The sequence below is a fragment of the Stenotrophomonas daejeonensis genome (assembly GCF_001431505.1).
Classification (GTDB): domain Bacteria; phylum Pseudomonadota; class Gammaproteobacteria; order Xanthomonadales; family Xanthomonadaceae; genus Stenotrophomonas; species Stenotrophomonas daejeonensis.
Map to the genome: position 1 here is coordinate 1 of NZ_LDJP01000077.1, position 17321 is coordinate 17321.

A 17321-nucleotide genomic window follows, 5' to 3' on the forward strand; every position below is an offset into this window, starting at 1 on the left:
AAGGGGCGGATGAGGGTACGAGTGAAGTTTCATGCACCATTTTGTTCAAAAAGCGGTGTCCTGATTGTTTTCCGCCCGGGCGCGTGGCGACGCGTTCATCATCGCGCTCCCGATAATTCCTTGCGGCGCGGCTTCGCCTCGTACCCTCTCCCCAACTGCTCTCCCGGAGGGAGAGGGATTATCGAATTCGGCCCGTGATGGGCGAGGAGTTGAGATGAACAACGTTCCCGATTTCGTGGTGGCAATCCCGGCGCGCTACGCCTCAACGCGGCTGCCCGGCAAGCCGCTGGCCGCGTTGGCGGGCGTGCCGATGGTGGTGCACGTGGCCCGGCGCGCGCTGGCGGCGGGTGCGCGCGAGGTCTGGGTGGCGACCGACGATGCCCGCATCGCCGCCGCGCTGGAAGGATTCGACGGCGTGCGCGTGGCGATGACCCGCGCCGACCATGCCTCCGGCACCGACCGGCTGGCCGAGTGCGCGCGGCAGGCCGGCTGGGGCGAGCAGGACATCGTGGTCAACCTGCAGGGCGACGAGCCGTTCGCCCCGGCTGCCGGCATCCGCGCGGTGGCGGCGACGCTGGCCGGCAGCGGCGCGCCGATGGCGACGCTGGCCACGCCGGTCGAGGATGCGCCGACCCTGTTCGACCCCAACGTGGTCAAGCTGGTGCGCAATGCGCAGGGTGACGCGCTGTATTTCAGCCGGGCGCCGATCCCGTGGCACCGTGACGCCTTCGCCCGGTCGCGCGACGCGCTGCCGCCGGGGCAATGGCTGCGCCACATCGGCATCTACGGCTACCGCGCCGGGTTCCTGCAGCGTTTCGCGGCGATGCCGCCGGGCACCCTGGAGCAGGTCGAGTCGCTGGAACAGCTGCGCGTGCTGGAGGCGGGCTTCCGCATCGCGGTGTCGCTGTCGCCGGAGTCGTTCCCGCCGGGTATAGACACGCCGGAAGACCTGGCCCGCGCCGACGCGCTGATGAGGGCCACGGCTTGAAGCTGCTGGTGATCTGCCTGGGCAACATCTGCCGCTCGCCGATGGGCGAGGGCGCGCTGCGCGCGCGGCTGGCGGCGTCGCCGCTGGCCGGGCGGGTCGAGGTGGATTCGGCCGGCACCTCGGGTTGGCACCGCGGACAGGCGCCGGACCCGCGCGCCATCGCCTGCGCCGCCCGCCACGGCGTGGATATCGCCGGCCTGCGCGCGCGGCCGTTGCAGCACAAGGATTTCCGGCATTTCGACTACATCCTGTGCGCGGATGCCCGCAACCTGGACGACGCGCGGGTACTGGCGCCGCCGGACGCCCATGACCGGGCCGTGCTGTGGCTGCCGTGGGCCGGCATTGCCGGCACCAGCGAGGTGCCCGATCCCTGGTACGGCGACGAGGCCGATTTCGAGCACAGCTGGGCCCTGCTGGACGCCGCGGCGCAGGCCACGGTGCGACGTCTGGCGGATACGGTCGAGTCCGGCATAATCGGCCCATGAATGCTCAGAGCACGATGGAACTCCCCCGGTCCGGCATCTGGCTGAACGCGGCGCCGACCACGTTGCAGGACCATGCCGGGCGCCCGCTGGTACTGGCCTTCGTCAACGGCGCCTCGGTCTGGTGCATGCAGCGGCTGGCCGAAGTGGCGCAATGGCAGGCGCGCAACCCCGGACGGCTGCAATTGCTGGTGATGCAGGTGCCGCGCTTCGATTTCGAGCGCGAGCCGCAGCCGGCGCTGAAGCTGCTGCGCCGACACGGCATCACCGCGCCGATCCTGCTGGATGCGCAGTGGGAGGCCTGGCGTGCCTTTGGCGTCGAGGCATGGCCGACGCTGCTGCTGCTCGATGCGCAGGGGCAGGAGCGTGAGCGCCTGGTGGGTGCCGCCGGCGACCTGGAGCGCGCCCTGAACGCGCTGTGTGAAGGGCTTTCACCGCCGCTGGACGAAGACCTGCGCGGCAACCGCGAAACCAGCCCGGAGCCGCGCCTGCCGCTGCGCTTCCCGGCCGGGCTGGTGGCCAGCGCCGACCGCCTCTACGTCGCCGATACCGGCCACCACCGCATCCTCGAATGCACCCATTCCGGCCGCGTGCTGCGCCAGTTCGGCGTCGGCAGCGCCGACCTGGTCAACGGCCCGGCCGGCGAAGCCGCGTTCAACCGCCCGCACGGCATGGTGCTGGAGCGCGAGACGCTGTACGTGGCCGACACCGGCAACCACGCGCTGCGGCGCATCCACCTGCCCAGCGGACAGGTCGAGACCCTGTGCGGCAACGGCCGCGCCGGCGAGCCGGTGGCGGGGGTGCTGGCGCAGCCGTGGGACAGCCCGCTGAACCATCCGCAGGACATCGCCATCGCCGACAACCAGCTGTACATCGCGATGGCCGGCGACAACCGTGTCTGGAGCTACGACCTCGGCCTGCGTTCGCTGCGCTGGCGCGTGGGCGCGGGGGTGATGGAAGTGCGCGACGGCGGCGGCCACCTCGCCGCGCTGGCGCAGCCCTGCGGGCTGGTGGCGGTGCAACAGGTACTGTATGTCTGCGACGCGCTGGGTTCGGCGATCCGCTCGGTGCAACTGCGCGGCGACGTGGTGCAGACGCTGGTCGGGCAGGGACCGTGGGAATTCGGCAGTACCGATGGCGCGCGCGCGCAGGCCCACCTGCAATACCCGCAGGCGATCGCGATGGGCAGCGAATCGCCGCTGCTGTGGATCGCCGATGCCGGCAACGGCTGCCTGCGCACGCTGCGCCTGGGCGGCGGCGACCTGACCACCGTCAACCTGCCGCGGCGCCTGCATGGCCCGGCGGCGCTGGCGGTGGCCGCCGGCGCGGTGTGGATCGCCGAAAGCGATGCCCATGCCATCCTGCGTTTCGATCCGGTCAGCGGCGAATTGAGCAACGTGCCGATCGAGGAATGAGCGGCAAGGCAACCAGCGGCTTCGATGGCAAGGCATTTGCGGCGGCGCTGAGCACTGCGCCGGGCGTCTACCGCATGTACGCGGCCGACGACACGCTGCTGTACGTCGGCAAGGCGCGCGCGCTGCGCAACCGCGTCGGCAGCTATTTCAACGGCTCGCCGAAGACCCGGCGGATCATGCTGATGCTGGCGCAGGTGGCGCGGATGGACGTGACCGTCACCCGCACCGAGGCCGAGGCGCTGCTGCTGGAAAACCAGCTGATCAAGTCGCTGGCCCCGCGCTACAACGTCTCCCTGCGCGACGACAAGACCTACCCGCAGGTGCTGCTGACCCGCGAGCAATGGCCGCGCATCGCCCTGCACCGCGGTCCGCGCTCGATCCCGGGCAGTTATTACGGCCCGTATCCGGGCGTCGGCGCGGTACGCGAGACGCTCAACCTGATGCACAAGCTGTTCAAGCTGCGCAGCTGCGAGGACAGCGTGTTCCGCAACCGCTCGCGGCCGTGCCTGCAATACCAGATCGGCCGCTGCAGCGCGCCGTGCGTGGGGCTGGTGGCGCAGGACGATTACGACGAATCGGTGCGGCGCGCGGCCTTGTTCCTCGAAGGCAGGAGCGACCAGCTGGCCGACGAACTGCTGCAGGCGATGCAGCAGGCCAGCGACGCGCTGGAGTTCGAGCGCGCCGCGCGCCTGCGCGACCTCGTCGCCTCGCTGCGCAGCATGCAGAACCGGCAGTACGTGGACGGCCGCGCCGCCGACCTCGACGTGCTGGCCTGCGCGATGCAGGGCGCCAGCGCCTGCGTGCTGCTGCTGGCGTTCCGCGATGGCCGCAACCTCGGCACCCGCGCGTTCTTCCCGCGCACCAACGGCGAGGACAGCGCCGCCGAAGTGCTGGCCGCGTTCGTCTCGCAGTACTACGTCGAGCACGCGCCGCCGCCGGAAGTGCTGCTGGACCGCGAAATCCCCGAGGTGGAGATGATCGAGGCGGCGCTGGGCGCGGCGGCCGAGCGCAGGGTCGCGCTGAAGTGGAACGTGCGCGGCGAGCGCGCCGGCTACGTCGAGCTGGCCGCGCGCAATGCGCAGATCACCCTGGTCGCGGAACTGGACAGCCGCGGCGCGCAGCACGCGCGCAGCGAGGCGCTGCGCGAAATGCTGGGGCTGGCCGAGCCGGTCAAGCGCGTGGAGTGCTTCGACATCAGCCACACGATGGGCGAGGCGACGGTGGCCTCGTGCGTGGTGTTCGACGCCGCCGGCCCGGTGCGCGCGCAGTACCGCCGCTACAACATCAGCGGCATCGAGCCGGGCGACGACTACGCGGCCATGCACCAGGCCATCGACCGCCGCTTCCGCCGCGCGGTGGAAGGCGAGGAGGCGCGTTCGCGAGCCACTGGCTCGCGCGCCGACGAGCGCCCTCGTGCCATGCACGAGGGCCGTATGGGCGATTTCCCAATACTTCCGGACGTGCTGCTGATCGATGGCGGCGCCGGCCAGCTGGCGCAGGCGCAGGCCGCGCTGGCCGACCTCGGCGTCGAAGGCGTACTGCTGGTCGGCGTGGCCAAGGGCGTGGAGCGCCGCGCCGGCCACGAGGCGCTGGTGCTGCCGGACGGACGCGAGCTGCGCCCGGGCGCGGCATCGCCGGCGCTGCAGTTCATCCAGCAGGTGCGCGACGAGGCGCACCGCTTCGCCATCACCGGCCACCGCGGGCGCCGGCAGAAGGCGCGCATGACCAGCAAGCTGGAAGACATCGAGGGCATCGGCCCGAAGCGCCGCGCCAGCCTGCTCAAGCATTTCGGCGGCATGGCTGGGCTCAAGGCCGCCGGCGAGGCCGAGATCGCGCGCGTGGAAGGCATCAATGCGGCGCTGGCCGCGCGCATCTACGCTAACCTTCATGGACTGTCGGTACCCGATCCGACGGCGGAGCAGTAACGCAATGAAGTTGACCATCCCCACCTGGCTGACCCTGCTGCGGATCGTGATGATCCCGGTGCTGGTGCTGGTGTTCTATCTCCCCTACAAGTGGACGAACTTCGCCGCCGCGGCGATCTTCGGCCTGGCCGCGATCACCGACTGGCTCGACGGCTGGGTGGCGCGCCGCTACGAACTGCACTCGGCATTCGGCGCCTTCCTCGACCCGGTGGCCGACAAGCTGATGGTGGCGGTGGCGTTGTTCCTGATCGTGCAGGGCCACCCGACGCCGTGGATGGCGTTCTGGGCGGCGGTGATCGTCGGCCGCGAGATCGCGGTGTCGGCGCTGCGCGAGTGGATGGCCGAGATCGGCCAGCGCGCCAAGGTACGGGTGGCGATGATCGGCAAGGTCAAGACCACCGCGCAGATGGTCGCGCTGCTGTGCCTGCTGTATTCGGTTTCGCCCAACACCTCGGTGGTCGAGATCTGGATGGGCGGGCCGATTTTCCACGTCGGCGACTGGATGCTGGCGATCGCCGCGGTGCTGACCCTGGTGTCGGGCGTGCAGTACCTGCACGCGGCCTGGCCGAGCCTGCGCGAGGACGAGATCGCGGCGCGCGCGCAGTCGCGGAAAAAGTGAAAACGGCGTGTTGACAGGTAGGCGATTGCATGTAGAATTTCGCCTCCCAAGCGGGAATAGCTCAGTTGGTAGAGCGCAACCTTGCCAAGGTTGAGGTCGCGAGTTCGAGTCTCGTTTCCCGCTCCAATGTCGAACGATGCCGCGGTCGATCCGCAGCCTGGTCCGAAGGGAATCGTTGCAAACGCTGGCGCATTGTTCGGTTGACCTGTAGAATGCGCGGCTCCCAAGCGGGAATAGCTCAGTTGGTAGAGCGCAACCTTGCCAAGGTTGAGGTCGCGAGTTCGAGTCTCGTTTCCCGCTCCAAATTCCGAAAGAACCCCGGCAGCGGGGTTTTTTCATGGCCCCCATCCCTGGGGACCACCCTTCGGGCGGCTTCGCCGTGAAAAACGGCGGTCCTGCCGTTTTTTCATATCAGGGCGATACACTCGTCGCCCTGATGGAAACAGTTGATGGCCTGGTAGCAGAGTGGTTATGCAGCGGATTGCAAATCCGCGTACGCCGGTTCGATTCCGACCCAGGCCTCCATTCAAAGCCCTGATTCTTCAGGGCTTTTTCTTTGCCTGTCGTCCGGTGAAGGGATATCTGCCTACGGCATGAAGAAAACCCGCGCCGGCTGTGGTCGGCGCGGGTCCGGGGTGCCGCAGGAAGCCGGGATTCAGCCCGTTGCGCTCAACGGGGCGTTGCTGCCGTGGACGTCCGGCCAGCGCTTGAGGATGGCGGCGCGGATGCCGCTGGCGTCGATGCCGGCCTCGGCCAGCAGGTCCTCGCGGCTGGCGTGGTGCTGGAAGCTGTCGGGCAGGCCCAGGTGCAGCACCGGCATCACGATGGCCTCGGCACCAAGCAGTTCGGCCACGCCCGAGCCGGCGCCACCGGCGACCACGTTGTCCTCGATGGTGACGAAGGCGTCGTGGCTGCGCGCCAGTTCCAGCAGCAGCGCCTTGTCCAGCGGCTTGACGAAGCGCATGTTGACCACGCTGAGCCCGAGTTCGCGCCCCACCTGTTCTGCGGCGGCGACGGTCGCGCCGAAGGCGAGCAGGGCGATGCGGTGGCCCTGCACGCGCAGCTGCGCCTTGCCGATTTCCAGCGTGGACAGGTCGTTGCCGGCGGCGACGCCGGGGCCGGTGCCGCGCGGGTAGCGCACCGCCGCCGGGCCGCTGTAGCGCAGGCCGGTGCTGAGCATCTGCCGGCATTCGGCTTCGTCGGCCGGGGCCATCACCAGCATGTTCGGCACGCAGCGCAGGAAGCTCAGGTCGAGGTTGCCGGCGTGGGTGGCGCCGTCCGGGCCGACCACGCCGGCGCGGTCGATGGCGAACAGCACGTCCAGGTCCTGGATGGCGACGTCGTGCACCAGTTGGTCGTAGGCGCGCTGCAGGAAAGTGGAGTAGATCGCCACGACGGGTTTGGCGCCCTGCGTGGCCATGCCCGCGGCCAGCGTCACCGCGTGCTGCTCGGCGATGGCCACGTCGAAGTAGCGCTCGGGGTATTCCTTGCTGAAGCGCACCAGCCCGGAGCCCTCGCGCATCGCCGGGGTGATGCCCATCAGCTGCGGTTCGGCGGCGGCGGCGTCGCACAGCCAGTCGCCGAACACGTCGGTGTAGGTGGGCTTCTTCGGCGCGCCCTTGGCCGGCAGGCCCTTGCTCGGGTCGAACGGGCCGACGGCGTGGTAGCCGATCTGGTCGCCCTCGGCCGGTTCGTAGCCCTTGCCCTTGGTGGTCATCACGTGCAGCAGGTGCAGCCCCTTCTTGCCCTTGAGGGTCTTGAGGGTGGACAGCAGTAGCGGCAGGTCGTGGCCGTCGATCGGGCCGGTGTAGTGGAAGCCCATCTGCTCGAACGCGGTGGACGGCACGAACATGCCCTTCCACTGTTCCTCCCAGCGCTTGACGAAGCGCGCCGGCGGGCTGCTGCGCTTGTCGCCGAGGATCTTCTTGCCGCCCTCGCGCAGGGCGTTGAGGGTGCGGCTGGCGGTGGCGCGGCCGAGCATCTTGGTCAGCCCGCCCACCGCCTCGGAGATGGACATGTTGTTGTCGTTGAGGATGACCAGCAGGTCCGGCTCCTCGTCCATGCCGCCGGCGTGCGCCAGCGCCTCGAAGGCCATGCCGGCGGTCATCGCGCCGTCGCCGATCACCGCCACCATCTTGCGCCCGTCGCCTTGGCGCTGGCGGGCGATGGCCATGCCCAGCGCGGCGGAAATGGAGGTGGAGGAATGGCCGACGCCGAAGGTGTCGTACTCGCTCTCCTCGCGCTTTGGGAACGGCGCCACGCCGTCCTTCTGCTTGACCGTGTGGATGCTGTCGCGGCGGCCGGTGAGGATCTTGTGCGGGTAGGTCTGGTGGCCCACGTCCCACACCAGCTGGTCGACCGGGGTGTCGTAGAGGTAGTGCAGGGCGGTGGTGAGTTCGATCACGCCCAGCCCGGCGGCGAAGTGGCCGCCGCTCTTGCCCACCGATTCGATCAGGTAGTCGCGCAGCTCGCCGGCGACCGCGGGCAGCTCGGCTTCGTCGAACGTGCGCAGGTCGTGCGGGGTCTGGATGCGCGAAAGGCGCGGATAACGGGCGGAGTCGATCATTTTCTTCGTGCTTCAAGCAAGGCGCCATTTTCGCCCCCATTCCGGGGTGGGGCAAGCAAAGCGCCGGTACGGGCAGTCTCGGCCCATGCCCGTATGAGCGGCGTGAGTCGCGACCGGAGTTTTATCGGGGAAGGCCCGGTCGCGACTCACATCGCTCCTGCACGGGCGTGGCAGGGCGTCAGGTGCCGCGGCGCAACGCGCTCTTGGGCAACTGCGCCTTCAGGAAGGCCATCTGGTCGGCCAGGATGTTGCGGTTGGACAGGATCAGGTGCTCGATCCAGCTCGGCCGGTACGGCACCGCCAGCAGCGGCATGTTGGCTTGCTGCGGGGTGCGGTTGGCCTTGCGCGAGTTGCAGTGGAAGCAGGCGCTGACCACGTTCTCCCAGACGTCGCGACCGCCCTTGGACAGCGGCATGACGTGGTCGCGGGTCAGGTGCGGGCGGCTGAACTGCTGGCCGCAGTACAGGCACAGCTGCGCGTCGCGGGCGAACAGCGCGGTGTTGGTCAGGTTGGGCGTGGGGTCGATGGCGCGCGAGCGGGCGTGGCCGCGGGTGGCGATGATCGGGTGCAGGTCCAGCCCGCTGCGCAGGCCGGTGCGCCGGCTGGTGGCGCCATGCACGTGCAGGCAGGGATCGCCGAGCGTCCATGCCACCGCGCCGCGGGCGTAGAGGCAGGTCGCCTCCTGCCAGTTGATCCAGTCGAGCACGCGGCCATGCGCGTCCAGCGACAGCAGTCGCACGGAACCGAGGCGGTGCAGGGGAGGGGGCGAAAACCCGGTTTCCGGAGCGGGGAGGACGGCTCCGGTATCGATCAGACCACGCGGGGTAGTGTCTGTCTCCATCGGGAGAACAGCTTATACCCGATGTGTGACGGTTTGTGTAATTCCGTAGGAGCGCACCAAGGTGCGCTCCTACGGGGGGATCACGCGCCGAAGCGGGTGGCGTCCATCGCCATCAGCGGCTCGGCGCCGCTCTGCATGCTGGCGGCATGGGCGAGGGTGCGCGGCAGGATGCGGGCGTAGTAGAAACGCGCGGTTTCCAGCTTGGCCTGCTTGAAGCCTTCCGGATGCGCCGAGGCCTGTGCGGCGGCGACGCTGCGCGCCCACCAATAGGCCAGTGCGACGTAGCCGCTGTAGAACAGGTAGTCCCAGCTGGCCGCGCCCAGTTCTTCCGGGTTCACCGCCGCGCGCTGCAGCACGTCGATGGTCAGCTTGCCCCATTCCTGCGCCTTGGCGCCCAGCACCGGCAGGAATTCGGCCACGGCCGGGTTGCCGGCGTTGGCGGCGATGAACTGCTCCACTTCGGCCAGGAACAGCTTCAGGCCGGCGCCCTGCGAGACGGCGGTCTTGCGGCCGATCAGGTCCAGCGCCTGGATGCCGGTGGTGCCTTCGTACAGGGTGGTGATGCGCGCATCGCGCGCCAGCTGCTCCATGCCGTGCTCGGCGATGTAGCCGTGGCCGCCGAAGCACTGCTGCGCGTTGTAGGTGGCCTCGATGCTCCACTCGGTCAGGCAGGCCTTGACGATGGGGGTGAGGAAGCTGACCAGCGTGTCGGCGTCGGCGCGCACCTTCGCGTCGCCGGCGTGCTGGGCGGCGTCGAGCTGGGTGTAGGCGTGGGTGGCGAGCAGGCGGCCACCTTCGGTCAGCGCCTTGATCGTCAGCAGCATGCGGCGCACGTCGGGCTGGGCGATGATCGGGTCGGCCGGCTTGTCCGCCAGCAGCGCGCCCTTGGGCGCGCGCGACTGCAGGCGTTCGCGGGCATAGGCCAGCGCGCCCTGCCAGGCGCGCTCGGACTGCGACAGGCCCTGCACGCCCACGCCCAGGCGCGCGGAGTTCATCATCACGAACATTGCCTGCAAACCCTTGTGCGGCTGGCCGACGAGGTAGCCCTGGGCGCCGTCGAAGTTCATCACGCAGGTGGACGAGCCGTGGATGCCCATCTTGTGTTCCAGCGCGCCGCAACGCAGGGCATTGCGCTCGCCGAGGTTGCCGCTGCGGTCCACCTTGTACTTCGGGGTGACGAACAGCGAGATGCCCTTCGGGCCGGGAGGCGCGTCGGGCAGTTTGGCCAGCACGAGGTGGACGATGTTCTCGCTGAGGTCGTGCTCGCCGGCGGTGATGAAGATCTTGGTGCCGGTGATCGAATAGCTGCCGTCGTCGTTCGGCTCGGCGCGGGTCTTGAGCAGGCCCAGGTCGGTGCCGGCGTGCGGCTCGGTCAGGCACATGGTGCCGGTCCAGTTGCCGGCCACCAGCGGCTTGAGGAAGGCGTCCTTCTGCCAGTCCTCGCCGTAGTGCTTGAGCGCCTCGACCGCGCCGTGCGACAGCATCGGGAACAGGCTCCACGACAGGTTGGCGGCCGACACCATCTCGCTCAGCGCCATGCCCAGCGTCTCCGGCATGCCCTGGCCGCCGAACTCCGGTGCGGCGGTCAGGCCGGTCCAGCCACCTTCGACGAACTGCGCATAGGCTTCCTTGAAGCCCGGCGCGGTGGTGACTTCGCCGGTGGCCTTGTCGAGCTTGCAGCCATGCTCGTCGCCGGTGGCGTTCAGCGGCGCCAACACGCTGCCACTGAAGCGGCCGGCTTCTTCCAGCACGGCGTCGATCAATTCGGCATTGGCGTCCTCAAGGCCCATCGCGGCGAACAGGGATTCGGCCTTGAGCACGTCATGCAGGGCGAAGCGGAGGTCGGTGAGGGGGGCGGTGTAGTTGCTCATCGTGTCATCTCGGGCAAAACGGATGGGTCAGCGCAGCACGCCGGGCAGGCCGGGCGCCTGGTTGAGGTTGTTGCGGGATTTCACTTCGAAGCTGCGTTGCTTCTTTTCCTCGGGCGTGGCCTTGACCGTGCCCTCCAGTTCGTAGAACAGCGAGCGGCCGCCGGCCAGTGCATCGGCCATGACGATGCGGGCCGGCGAACTCGGTTGCAGGCGCAGGGTGACCACGTCGGCCGACTCCGGGCCGATCGACAACCCGGGCGCGGCGCTCAAGGTGCCGGCGGCTTCATCGCCCACCTTCATCCGCAGCGCGATGTCGTCGAAGCGCATCGGCATCGAGCTGTAGTTGCGCAGGCGCAGTTCCACTTCCCAGTTGCCGTCGTTGCCGACGGTGAGCTGCTGGATGCCGGCGGCCGGTTCGGAAACCCGCTTCACCATGCCGCCGCCACACGCGGCGAGCGCGAGTGCGAGAAACGTGGTCAGGACGTACTGTAGGCGGAAGCGCATGCTGCTCGGTCCTCGGGTCCGGAGGGGATCGGCCAAAGGATACTACGCCGTATGGCGAACGTGGCCCGGGCCGCCGGCGGCCGCAGGAGCGGGATTTTCCCGCCCGGGCATCCAGACATGATCCACCCGTGGCGGACCCGCGCTGCGGGTACAGCGCTGGAGGGCGGTAGTCGCGCTCGATGCCAGTACCGCCGGGCCGTCACTCGACTGGTGCCATCACCCTCAGCGGCGCCAGGTCGTAGCCCATGTCGGCCGCCTGCCGCTTGAGCGACTCGAACAGGGCGTCGTCCATCGACGGCGAGCGCGACAGGATCCACAGGTACTTGCGGTCCGGCTCGCCGATCATCGCCCAGTGGTAGTCCGGGTCCAGCGCGATCACCCAGTAGTCGGCCCATACCCACGGCAGCCAGGACAGCCAGTCCGGCGCGAAGCGGACCTGCAGGCGTCCGGAATGCCCGTCCACGGCGCGGGCGACGCCCTCGGCTTCGATCAGCTTGCCGCTGTCCGTGCGGCAGCGGTTGAGCACGCTGATGCGGCCATCGGCACGCAGGCCGTAGCTGGCGGTGATGTCGGCCACGCATTTCTTCTGGAAGGGCGTGGGCAGGTGGGCGATCTCGTGCCACTGGCCGGCATAGCGGTCCAGATCGAGCGGTTCCACCGACTGCAGCGGCGGTGCCGCCCAGGCGGCGGTGGAGCACAGCAGCGACAACGACAGGAGCAGGCGATGGACATGCATGGTCTGGCCTCCGTGATTGTCCGGCAGGCTAAGCAAAGCCGCCCACGGCGGTGTGAAGCTTTCGTTCGATATCGCGCCGGGCGAGGAGGCGGGCAAACAAAAAGGGCCTGCATTTCTGCAAGCCCTTGAATCTTGTGGTGGCTCGGGACGGAATCGAACCGCCGACACGGGGATTTTCAATCCCCTGCTCTACCAACTGAGCTACCGAGCCACTTTGTTTTCGCGGCGTTGCCGCCAGCGAGGACGCGCATGATACGGAGGTCTTCCAGATTCGGCAAGGGAAAAACCGAAGAAATTTCCCGGCCGTCGCGCAAACAAAAACGCCGCATCTTTCGATGCGGCGTTTCCGTCTGGAGATGGTGGAGCCAGGGAGGATCGAACTCCCGACCTCGTCATTGCGAACGACGCGCTCTCCCAGCTGAGCTATGGCCCCGTGCGGCCCGCAAATTCTAGCGCGTGCTTTCCGGTTTCGCCAAGAGGGGGCGCAGCAGCGGTTCAAGTTGCTGCCTGCGCCAGCCGGCCAGTGGCGCGGGCCAGTCGCCGTTCTGCAGCAGGGCTTCCAGGTGCTTGCGCGAGGCGAGCAGGCCGTCGGGCAGGCCGAGTTCGCTGCCGTGCCTGGCCACGGCATCCTGCAGGCGCTTGAGCGCGGCCTTGTTGGTATCGGTGGCGGGCAGCGGTTGCGGCGCCTGGTCCTCGTCGGGCAGCGGGGTTTGAAGGGTCTGCCATACCGCCTGCGAGAGCTTGCGCGGGGCCTTGGGGAAACGCTCGAACAGGCGCAGCAGGGCGTCGTGGTCGGTCGGCGGCGTGCGCGCCAGGGTGGCGGCCAGTTCGTTGTCGAGGATCCAGCTGCGAGGCTTGTCGCTCTGCCGGGCCTGCTGGTCGCGCCAGCGCAGCAGCCGCAGCAGGCGGCGTTGCGCGTCGGTATCGAGGAACTGCGCCGCGCGCATGGACAGGTGCGGCCAACGCTCGCCTTCGTCGTTGTCGACGCCGGCCAGCAGGCGTTGTGCATCGTCCTGCATCCATGCCTGCCTGCCGAGTTCGTGCAGGCGCCGGTCGATGGCATCGTGCAGGGCGAACAGGTATTCGACGTCGTCCGCGGCATATTCGAGCTGCGCCGGCGACAGCGGGCGGCGCATCCAGTCCGAGCGTGTCTCGCCCTTGGGCAGGGTGGTGCCGGTGATCTCGGCGACCAGCTTCTGGTAACCCATGCCGCCGCCGATGCCTGCCAGCGCGGCGCCGATCTGGGTGTCGAACAGCGGCCGCGGCAGCGCGCCGCAGGCGCACTTGAACGCCACCAGGTCCTCGCTGGCGCTGTGCATGACCTTGAGGATGGCGGTGTCTTCCAGCCACGGGCGCAGGGCGTCGGTCATGCCGGGGATCAAGGGGTCGATCAGCAGGATTTCGTCGTTCACCGCCATCTGCACCAGCGCCAGCTGCGGCCAGTAGGTGCGTTCGCGGATGAATTCGGTATCCAGTCCGATGCGCGCGGGGCGCTGTTGATGGCGCGCTTCCAGTTCGGATGGGTGTTTGATCCAGTGAGCCACGTGTATTCCGTCGACGGCAGGGTTTGCCCGGGCAGGCGAGAATAGCCTAACGTCGCAGCGCCCCCGAGCGCGGGAACCGTATGGAAGGAAGTTTGCGCACAACCGGCAGGATGGTCCGCATGGCGCTGTGCGCCGTGCTGGCCTGTGCCGCGTGCGGGCGCCAGGCGCCGGAGGTTTCCGCGGTGGTACCCGAAGCCATCGACCATGCCGCGGCGGGCGAAGCGGCGCGACCGGCGGCCGGCGCGCTGCCGATGGTCCTGCCGGATGCGCCGCCGCCGTGGGTGCCGTTGACGGTGGAGCTGCAGGCCGACGAAGTGCGCGGGGCACTGCGCAAGGCGGCGGCTGCACTGGCGGAAGGGCGGCTGTACCACGAGGCGGACGATGCAATTCCGCTTTACCTGGCGGTGCTGGCGCTGCAGCCGGACAACCGCGAGGCCACGCGCGGGTTGCGCAAGGCGAGGGCGCAACTGCTGGCCTCGGCCCGCGGCCTGCTGGAGCAACCCGAGGACCAGCGCAGGGCGCTGGCCGATGCGGCCGAACGGATGGCGGTGGCGGTGTACCTGGCGCCGGAAGGCAAGCCCGAGCTGGAATTGCAGCAGCGCGTGCAGGTGGCGCGCCGGTTGCTGGCGCTGAACCGGGCCGGCGAGGATGCATTGCGCAAGGGGCGGTTCGACGAGGAAGGCGGCGCGCTGGCCGCGTTCACCGAGGTGCTGGCGCTGGACCCGGGCAACAGCCGCGCGCGGCAAGGAGTGGCGGCGGTGGAAAGCGGCCTGCTGCGCGCCGCCGAGGAGGCGGCCACGCTGGCCGATTTCGATGCCGCGCTGCGTTTGCTCGACCGTGCCGCGAAGATCCGTGATGACGCCCCGACCGTGGCCGATGCACGCTTGCGCATCGAAGCCATGCGCATGGCGCAACTGGCTGCGTTGCGCGACGGCGGCCTGCGCGACCTCACCTCACCCAAGGGCCTCAAGGACGCGCGCGAGAAGCTGGAGCGGGCGCTGCGCATCGCCCGGCCCGGCGACGAGGCGGTGGCGGTGCTGCGGCAGCGCATCGAACTGGCCGCGCATTACGGCAGTTTCCGCCCCGGGCAGGTGTTCACCGACGCCCTGCTCGATGGCGGACGCGGGCCGCAGATGATCGTGGTCCCGCATGGCGGCTTCCAGATGGGCGCGACCAATGGCGAACCGGGGGCGGTCGATGCCGAGCGGCCGCAGCATTACGTGCGCTTCGAGCGCGGCTTCGCCATGTCGATCACCGAGGTCACCGTGGCCGAGTTCGGCCGTTTCGTGGCCGCGGCCAATGCCCGCCCGCGCGCTGTCCGGCGCGGGCATTCGGTGGTCTACGACGAGCGCAGCGGCAACTTCATCCGCCGCAGCGGCGTGGATTGGCGGTCCGGCTACAACGGTGCCAGGGCCGCGCCGGACGATCCGGTGATGCACGTCAGCGTGCGCGATGCCGAGGCCTATGCGGCATGGCTGTCCGAGCAGACCGGGCGCTATTACCGGCTGCCGAGCGAGGCGGAGTTCGAATACGCCCTGCGCGCCGGCAGCACCGGGCGCTACCCGTGGGGGAACGCCGGGGTGCCGCCGGAGGGCAGCGGCAATTTCACCGGCGGCGAGGACGTCTCGCCCAGCGGCCGCCACTGGAAGAATGCCTTCGTCGGCTATGGCGACGGCTACTGGGGCGCGGCGCCGGTCGGCCGCTTCCGCGCCAATGCCTGGGGCCTGCACGACATGGCCGGCAACCTCAGCGAATGGGTGGCCGATTGCTGGCACGCCAGCTACCGGCGCGCGCCGGCCGATGGCGCGGCCTGGTACAACCCCGGCTGCCGGCAGCGCGTGGTGCGCGGCGGCAACTGGGCCAACGCGCCGGAGCAGACCCGCGCGGCATGGCGGCTGTCGCAGGACTCGGACATGACCAGCGCGCGCATCGGCTTCCGGCTGGTGCGCGGCATCTGACGCGGCGCGCTACCATCGCCGTGGCAGACCCGGCGATGGAGATTCCCGATGCGACAGGACCCTGTTGGCAACCCGCGCGACCCGCGCCGCCGCCGTGGCGTCGGCGGCCTGCGCTGGATCGTCCTGCTCGGCTTCGCCATCTACGGCGGCTGCTACTACTTCAGCAACCGCACGGTGGACCCGTATACCGGCGAAAAGGTGCTGATCGACGCGTCGCTCGACGCCGAGAGCGAGAAGGCGCTGGGCCTGCAGGCCTACCAGCAGATCCTGTCGCAGGAGCGGCCGGTCGATCCCAGCTCGCAGGTGGCGCGGCAGATCCGCGGGATCGCGCAGCGGCTGATCGCCAAGGTCGAGCCGGTGGAGGCGGCGCTGGCGGCCGAGCACGGGCAGGCACCCAACCGTTTCTCGCAGGGCTTCGACTGGGAAGTGAACGTGCTGCAATCGGACCAGGCCAATGCGTTCTGCCTGCCCGGCGGCAAGATGGCCGTCTACACCGGGCTGGTGCCGGTGGCGAAGAACGCCGATGCGATGGCGGTGGTGATGGGCCACGAGATCGCCCACGCGCTGCTGCGCCACGGCGCGCAGCGCATGGCGCAGCAGAAGCTGACCGAGATCGGTCAGATGGCCGGTGCCGCCGGCGGCATGGACGCGCAGCAGCAACAGATGCTGATGTCCGCCTTCGGCTACGGCTACCTGCTGCCCTATGCGCGCACCCACGAAACGCAGGCCGACGAAGTGGGGCTGATGCTGGCCGCGGCAGCCTGTTTCGACCCGCAGGAAGCGGTGCCGCTGTGGGAGCGCATGGGCGCGGCCAGCGGCGGGCAGGCGCCGCCGGAGTTCGCCTCCACCCACCCCAATCCCGGCACCCGCATCCAGAACCTGCAGGCGCTGATGCCCAAGGCGATGGAATACCGGCAGCGGTTCTGCGAGACGGCGCAGGCGAATTGATGCGTGGATGCGGGGCAAGCTCCCGCGCAAATGGCCATGCGTCTCGTAGGTGCCGGGCTTGCCCGGCACGAGGCATTGCCGGGAAAGCTTAAAGCTTCATGCGGGGCAAGCCCCGCATCTACGAGGGGTCGATGACCTGCACGTCCACCGTGCCGTCGCCCACGCGTGCATGCAATGTATCGCCGGCCTGGACCTGCGTGGTCGAACGCACCAGCGCGCCGTCATCGGCACGGGTGAGGATCGAGTAGCCGCGCGCCACCGTGGCCAGTGGGCTCACCGCTTCCAGCGAACGGGCGATGCCGCGCAGGCGCAGGGCGTCGCGTTGCAGTTGCCGCGCCATCGCCGCCTGCGTGCGCGGGGCCAGCATCGACAGCCGTTCGGCGAGCAGGGCGAGGCGGCGGCCGGGCCGGGTCGCGCGCAGCACCGCGTTGCCATGCGCCAGCCGCGCGTGCCGCTGTTGCAGCTGCCGTTGCCAGCAGGCATGCAGGCGCGCGAGCGCGGCCTGCTGGCGTTGCCGCAGCAGCGCCAGCCGCGCCTGCGGGCTGCCCGCCTGCAGGCGCAGTGCGGCGCGGTCGGCGCGCTGCATCGCCTGGTTCAGTACGTGCGCCTGCCGTTGCGCGAGGCGGTGCTGCAGGTGGCGCAGGCGCGCGCCGAGGTCGCGCCGGTCCGGCACCAGCAGCTCGGCGGCCACCGAAGGCGTTGGTGCGCGCAGGTCGGCAGCGAAGTCGGACAGGCTGAAATCGGTCTCGTGGCCGACCGCCGACACCACCGGGGTGGCGCAGGCGGCGATGGCGCGCGCCAGCTGTTCGTCGTTGAACGCCCACAGGTCTTCCAGCGAGCCGCCGCCGCGGGTGAGCAGGATCGCGTCGTAGCGGCCGCTGGCGTCGGCGCGGCGCAGCAGCGCGGTGATCTGCGCGGCGGCGG

14 protein-coding genes and 5 tRNA genes are annotated in these 17321 nt (G+C 69.6%); 10 read left to right on the forward strand and 9 right to left on the reverse strand.

What is annotated here, in order from left to right:
* Positions 1-214 precede the first annotated feature (214 nt).
* The 8 genes from kdsB (at position 215) to ABB34_RS12525 (ending at position 5954) form a co-directional block, all read left to right on the forward strand.
* On the forward strand, positions 215-988 hold the full coding sequence (gene kdsB / locus ABB34_RS12490; RefSeq protein ID WP_057641662.1) for a 3-deoxy-manno-octulosonate cytidylyltransferase: 774 nt from the start codon (positions 215-217) through the stop codon (positions 986-988).
* Positions 985-1473, forward strand: a complete 489-nt coding sequence (locus ABB34_RS12495) for a low molecular weight protein-tyrosine-phosphatase (RefSeq protein ID WP_057641663.1) — start codon at positions 985-987, stop codon at positions 1471-1473. The genes kdsB and ABB34_RS12495 overlap by 4 nt, the downstream gene beginning before the upstream one ends.
* Positions 1470-2885 (forward strand): hypothetical protein, encoded by a 1416-nt coding sequence (locus tag ABB34_RS12500; protein ID WP_057641664.1) that lies wholly within the window; start codon positions 1470-1472, stop codon positions 2883-2885. The genes ABB34_RS12495 and ABB34_RS12500 overlap by 4 nt, the downstream gene beginning before the upstream one ends.
* Positions 2882-4810 (forward strand): excinuclease ABC subunit UvrC, encoded by a 1929-nt coding sequence (gene uvrC, locus ABB34_RS12505; RefSeq protein ID WP_057641665.1) that lies wholly within the window; start codon positions 2882-2884, stop codon positions 4808-4810. Before ABB34_RS12500 ends, uvrC begins: the two co-directional genes overlap by 4 nt.
* A 4-nt stretch (positions 4811-4814) precedes the next feature.
* On the forward strand, positions 4815-5429 hold the full coding sequence (gene pgsA / locus ABB34_RS12510) for a CDP-diacylglycerol--glycerol-3-phosphate 3-phosphatidyltransferase (RefSeq protein ID WP_057641666.1): 615 nt from the start codon (positions 4815-4817) through the stop codon (positions 5427-5429).
* Between the two features lie 50 nt (positions 5430-5479).
* A tRNA-Gly gene (locus tag ABB34_RS12515) sits at positions 5480-5555 on the forward strand.
* A 101-nt stretch (positions 5556-5656) separates the two neighbouring features.
* Positions 5657-5732: transfer RNA gene (locus tag ABB34_RS12520), tRNA-Gly, on the forward strand.
* Positions 5733-5880: 148 nt separating this feature from the next.
* A tRNA-Cys gene (locus ABB34_RS12525) sits at positions 5881-5954 on the forward strand.
* A gap of 130 nt (positions 5955-6084) precedes the next feature.
* Here the strand turns inward: ABB34_RS12525 and dxs are convergent.
* The 8 genes from dxs to rnd form a co-directional block, all read right to left on the reverse strand.
* Positions 6085-7995 (reverse strand): 1-deoxy-D-xylulose-5-phosphate synthase, encoded by a 1911-nt coding sequence (dxs, locus tag ABB34_RS12530; RefSeq protein ID WP_057641667.1) that lies wholly within the window; start codon positions 7993-7995, stop codon positions 6085-6087.
* Between the two features lie 178 nt (positions 7996-8173).
* Complete coding sequence (locus ABB34_RS12535; RefSeq protein ID WP_057641668.1) at positions 8174-8836, reverse strand: HNH endonuclease; 663 nt, start codon at positions 8834-8836, stop codon at positions 8174-8176.
* Positions 8837-8916: 80 nt separating this feature from the next.
* Complete coding sequence (locus ABB34_RS12540; RefSeq protein WP_057641669.1) at positions 8917-10707, reverse strand: acyl-CoA dehydrogenase C-terminal domain-containing protein; 1791 nt, start codon at positions 10705-10707, stop codon at positions 8917-8919.
* Between the two features lie 27 nt (positions 10708-10734).
* Positions 10735-11211: an LEA/WHy family protein gene (locus ABB34_RS12545; protein ID WP_057641670.1), complete on the reverse strand. Its 477-nt coding sequence runs from the start codon at positions 11209-11211 to the stop codon at positions 10735-10737.
* Positions 11212-11410: 199 nt separating this feature from the next.
* On the reverse strand, positions 11411-11947 hold the full coding sequence (locus ABB34_RS12550) for a lipocalin family protein (RefSeq protein WP_057641671.1): 537 nt from the start codon (positions 11945-11947) through the stop codon (positions 11411-11413).
* 135 nt (positions 11948-12082) lie between these two features.
* Positions 12083-12158, reverse strand: a tRNA-Phe gene (locus ABB34_RS12555).
* A gap of 146 nt (positions 12159-12304) precedes the next feature.
* Positions 12305-12380: transfer RNA gene (locus ABB34_RS12560), tRNA-Ala, on the reverse strand.
* Positions 12381-12396: 16 nt separating this feature from the next.
* On the reverse strand, positions 12397-13491 hold the full coding sequence (gene rnd, locus ABB34_RS12565; protein ID WP_057641672.1) for a ribonuclease D: 1095 nt from the start codon (positions 13489-13491) through the stop codon (positions 12397-12399).
* A gap of 110 nt (positions 13492-13601) precedes the next feature.
* Between rnd and ABB34_RS12570 the strand changes: the two genes are divergently transcribed.
* Positions 13602-15449 (forward strand): formylglycine-generating enzyme family protein, encoded by a 1848-nt coding sequence (locus ABB34_RS12570; protein ID WP_425478983.1) that lies wholly within the window; start codon positions 13602-13604, stop codon positions 15447-15449.
* A 48-nt stretch (positions 15450-15497) separates the two neighbouring features.
* The gene (locus tag ABB34_RS12575) at positions 15498-16397 is read left to right on the forward strand and encodes a M48 family metallopeptidase (RefSeq protein WP_057641673.1); all 900 of its coding nucleotides are present in this window, start codon (positions 15498-15500) and stop codon (positions 16395-16397) included.
* 118 nt (positions 16398-16515) lie between these two features.
* Here ABB34_RS12575 and xseA read toward each other — a convergent pair.
* Positions 16516-17321 (reverse strand): exodeoxyribonuclease VII large subunit (gene xseA / locus ABB34_RS12580; RefSeq protein ID WP_083490192.1); only part of this gene is annotated, 806 nt, incomplete at its 5' end.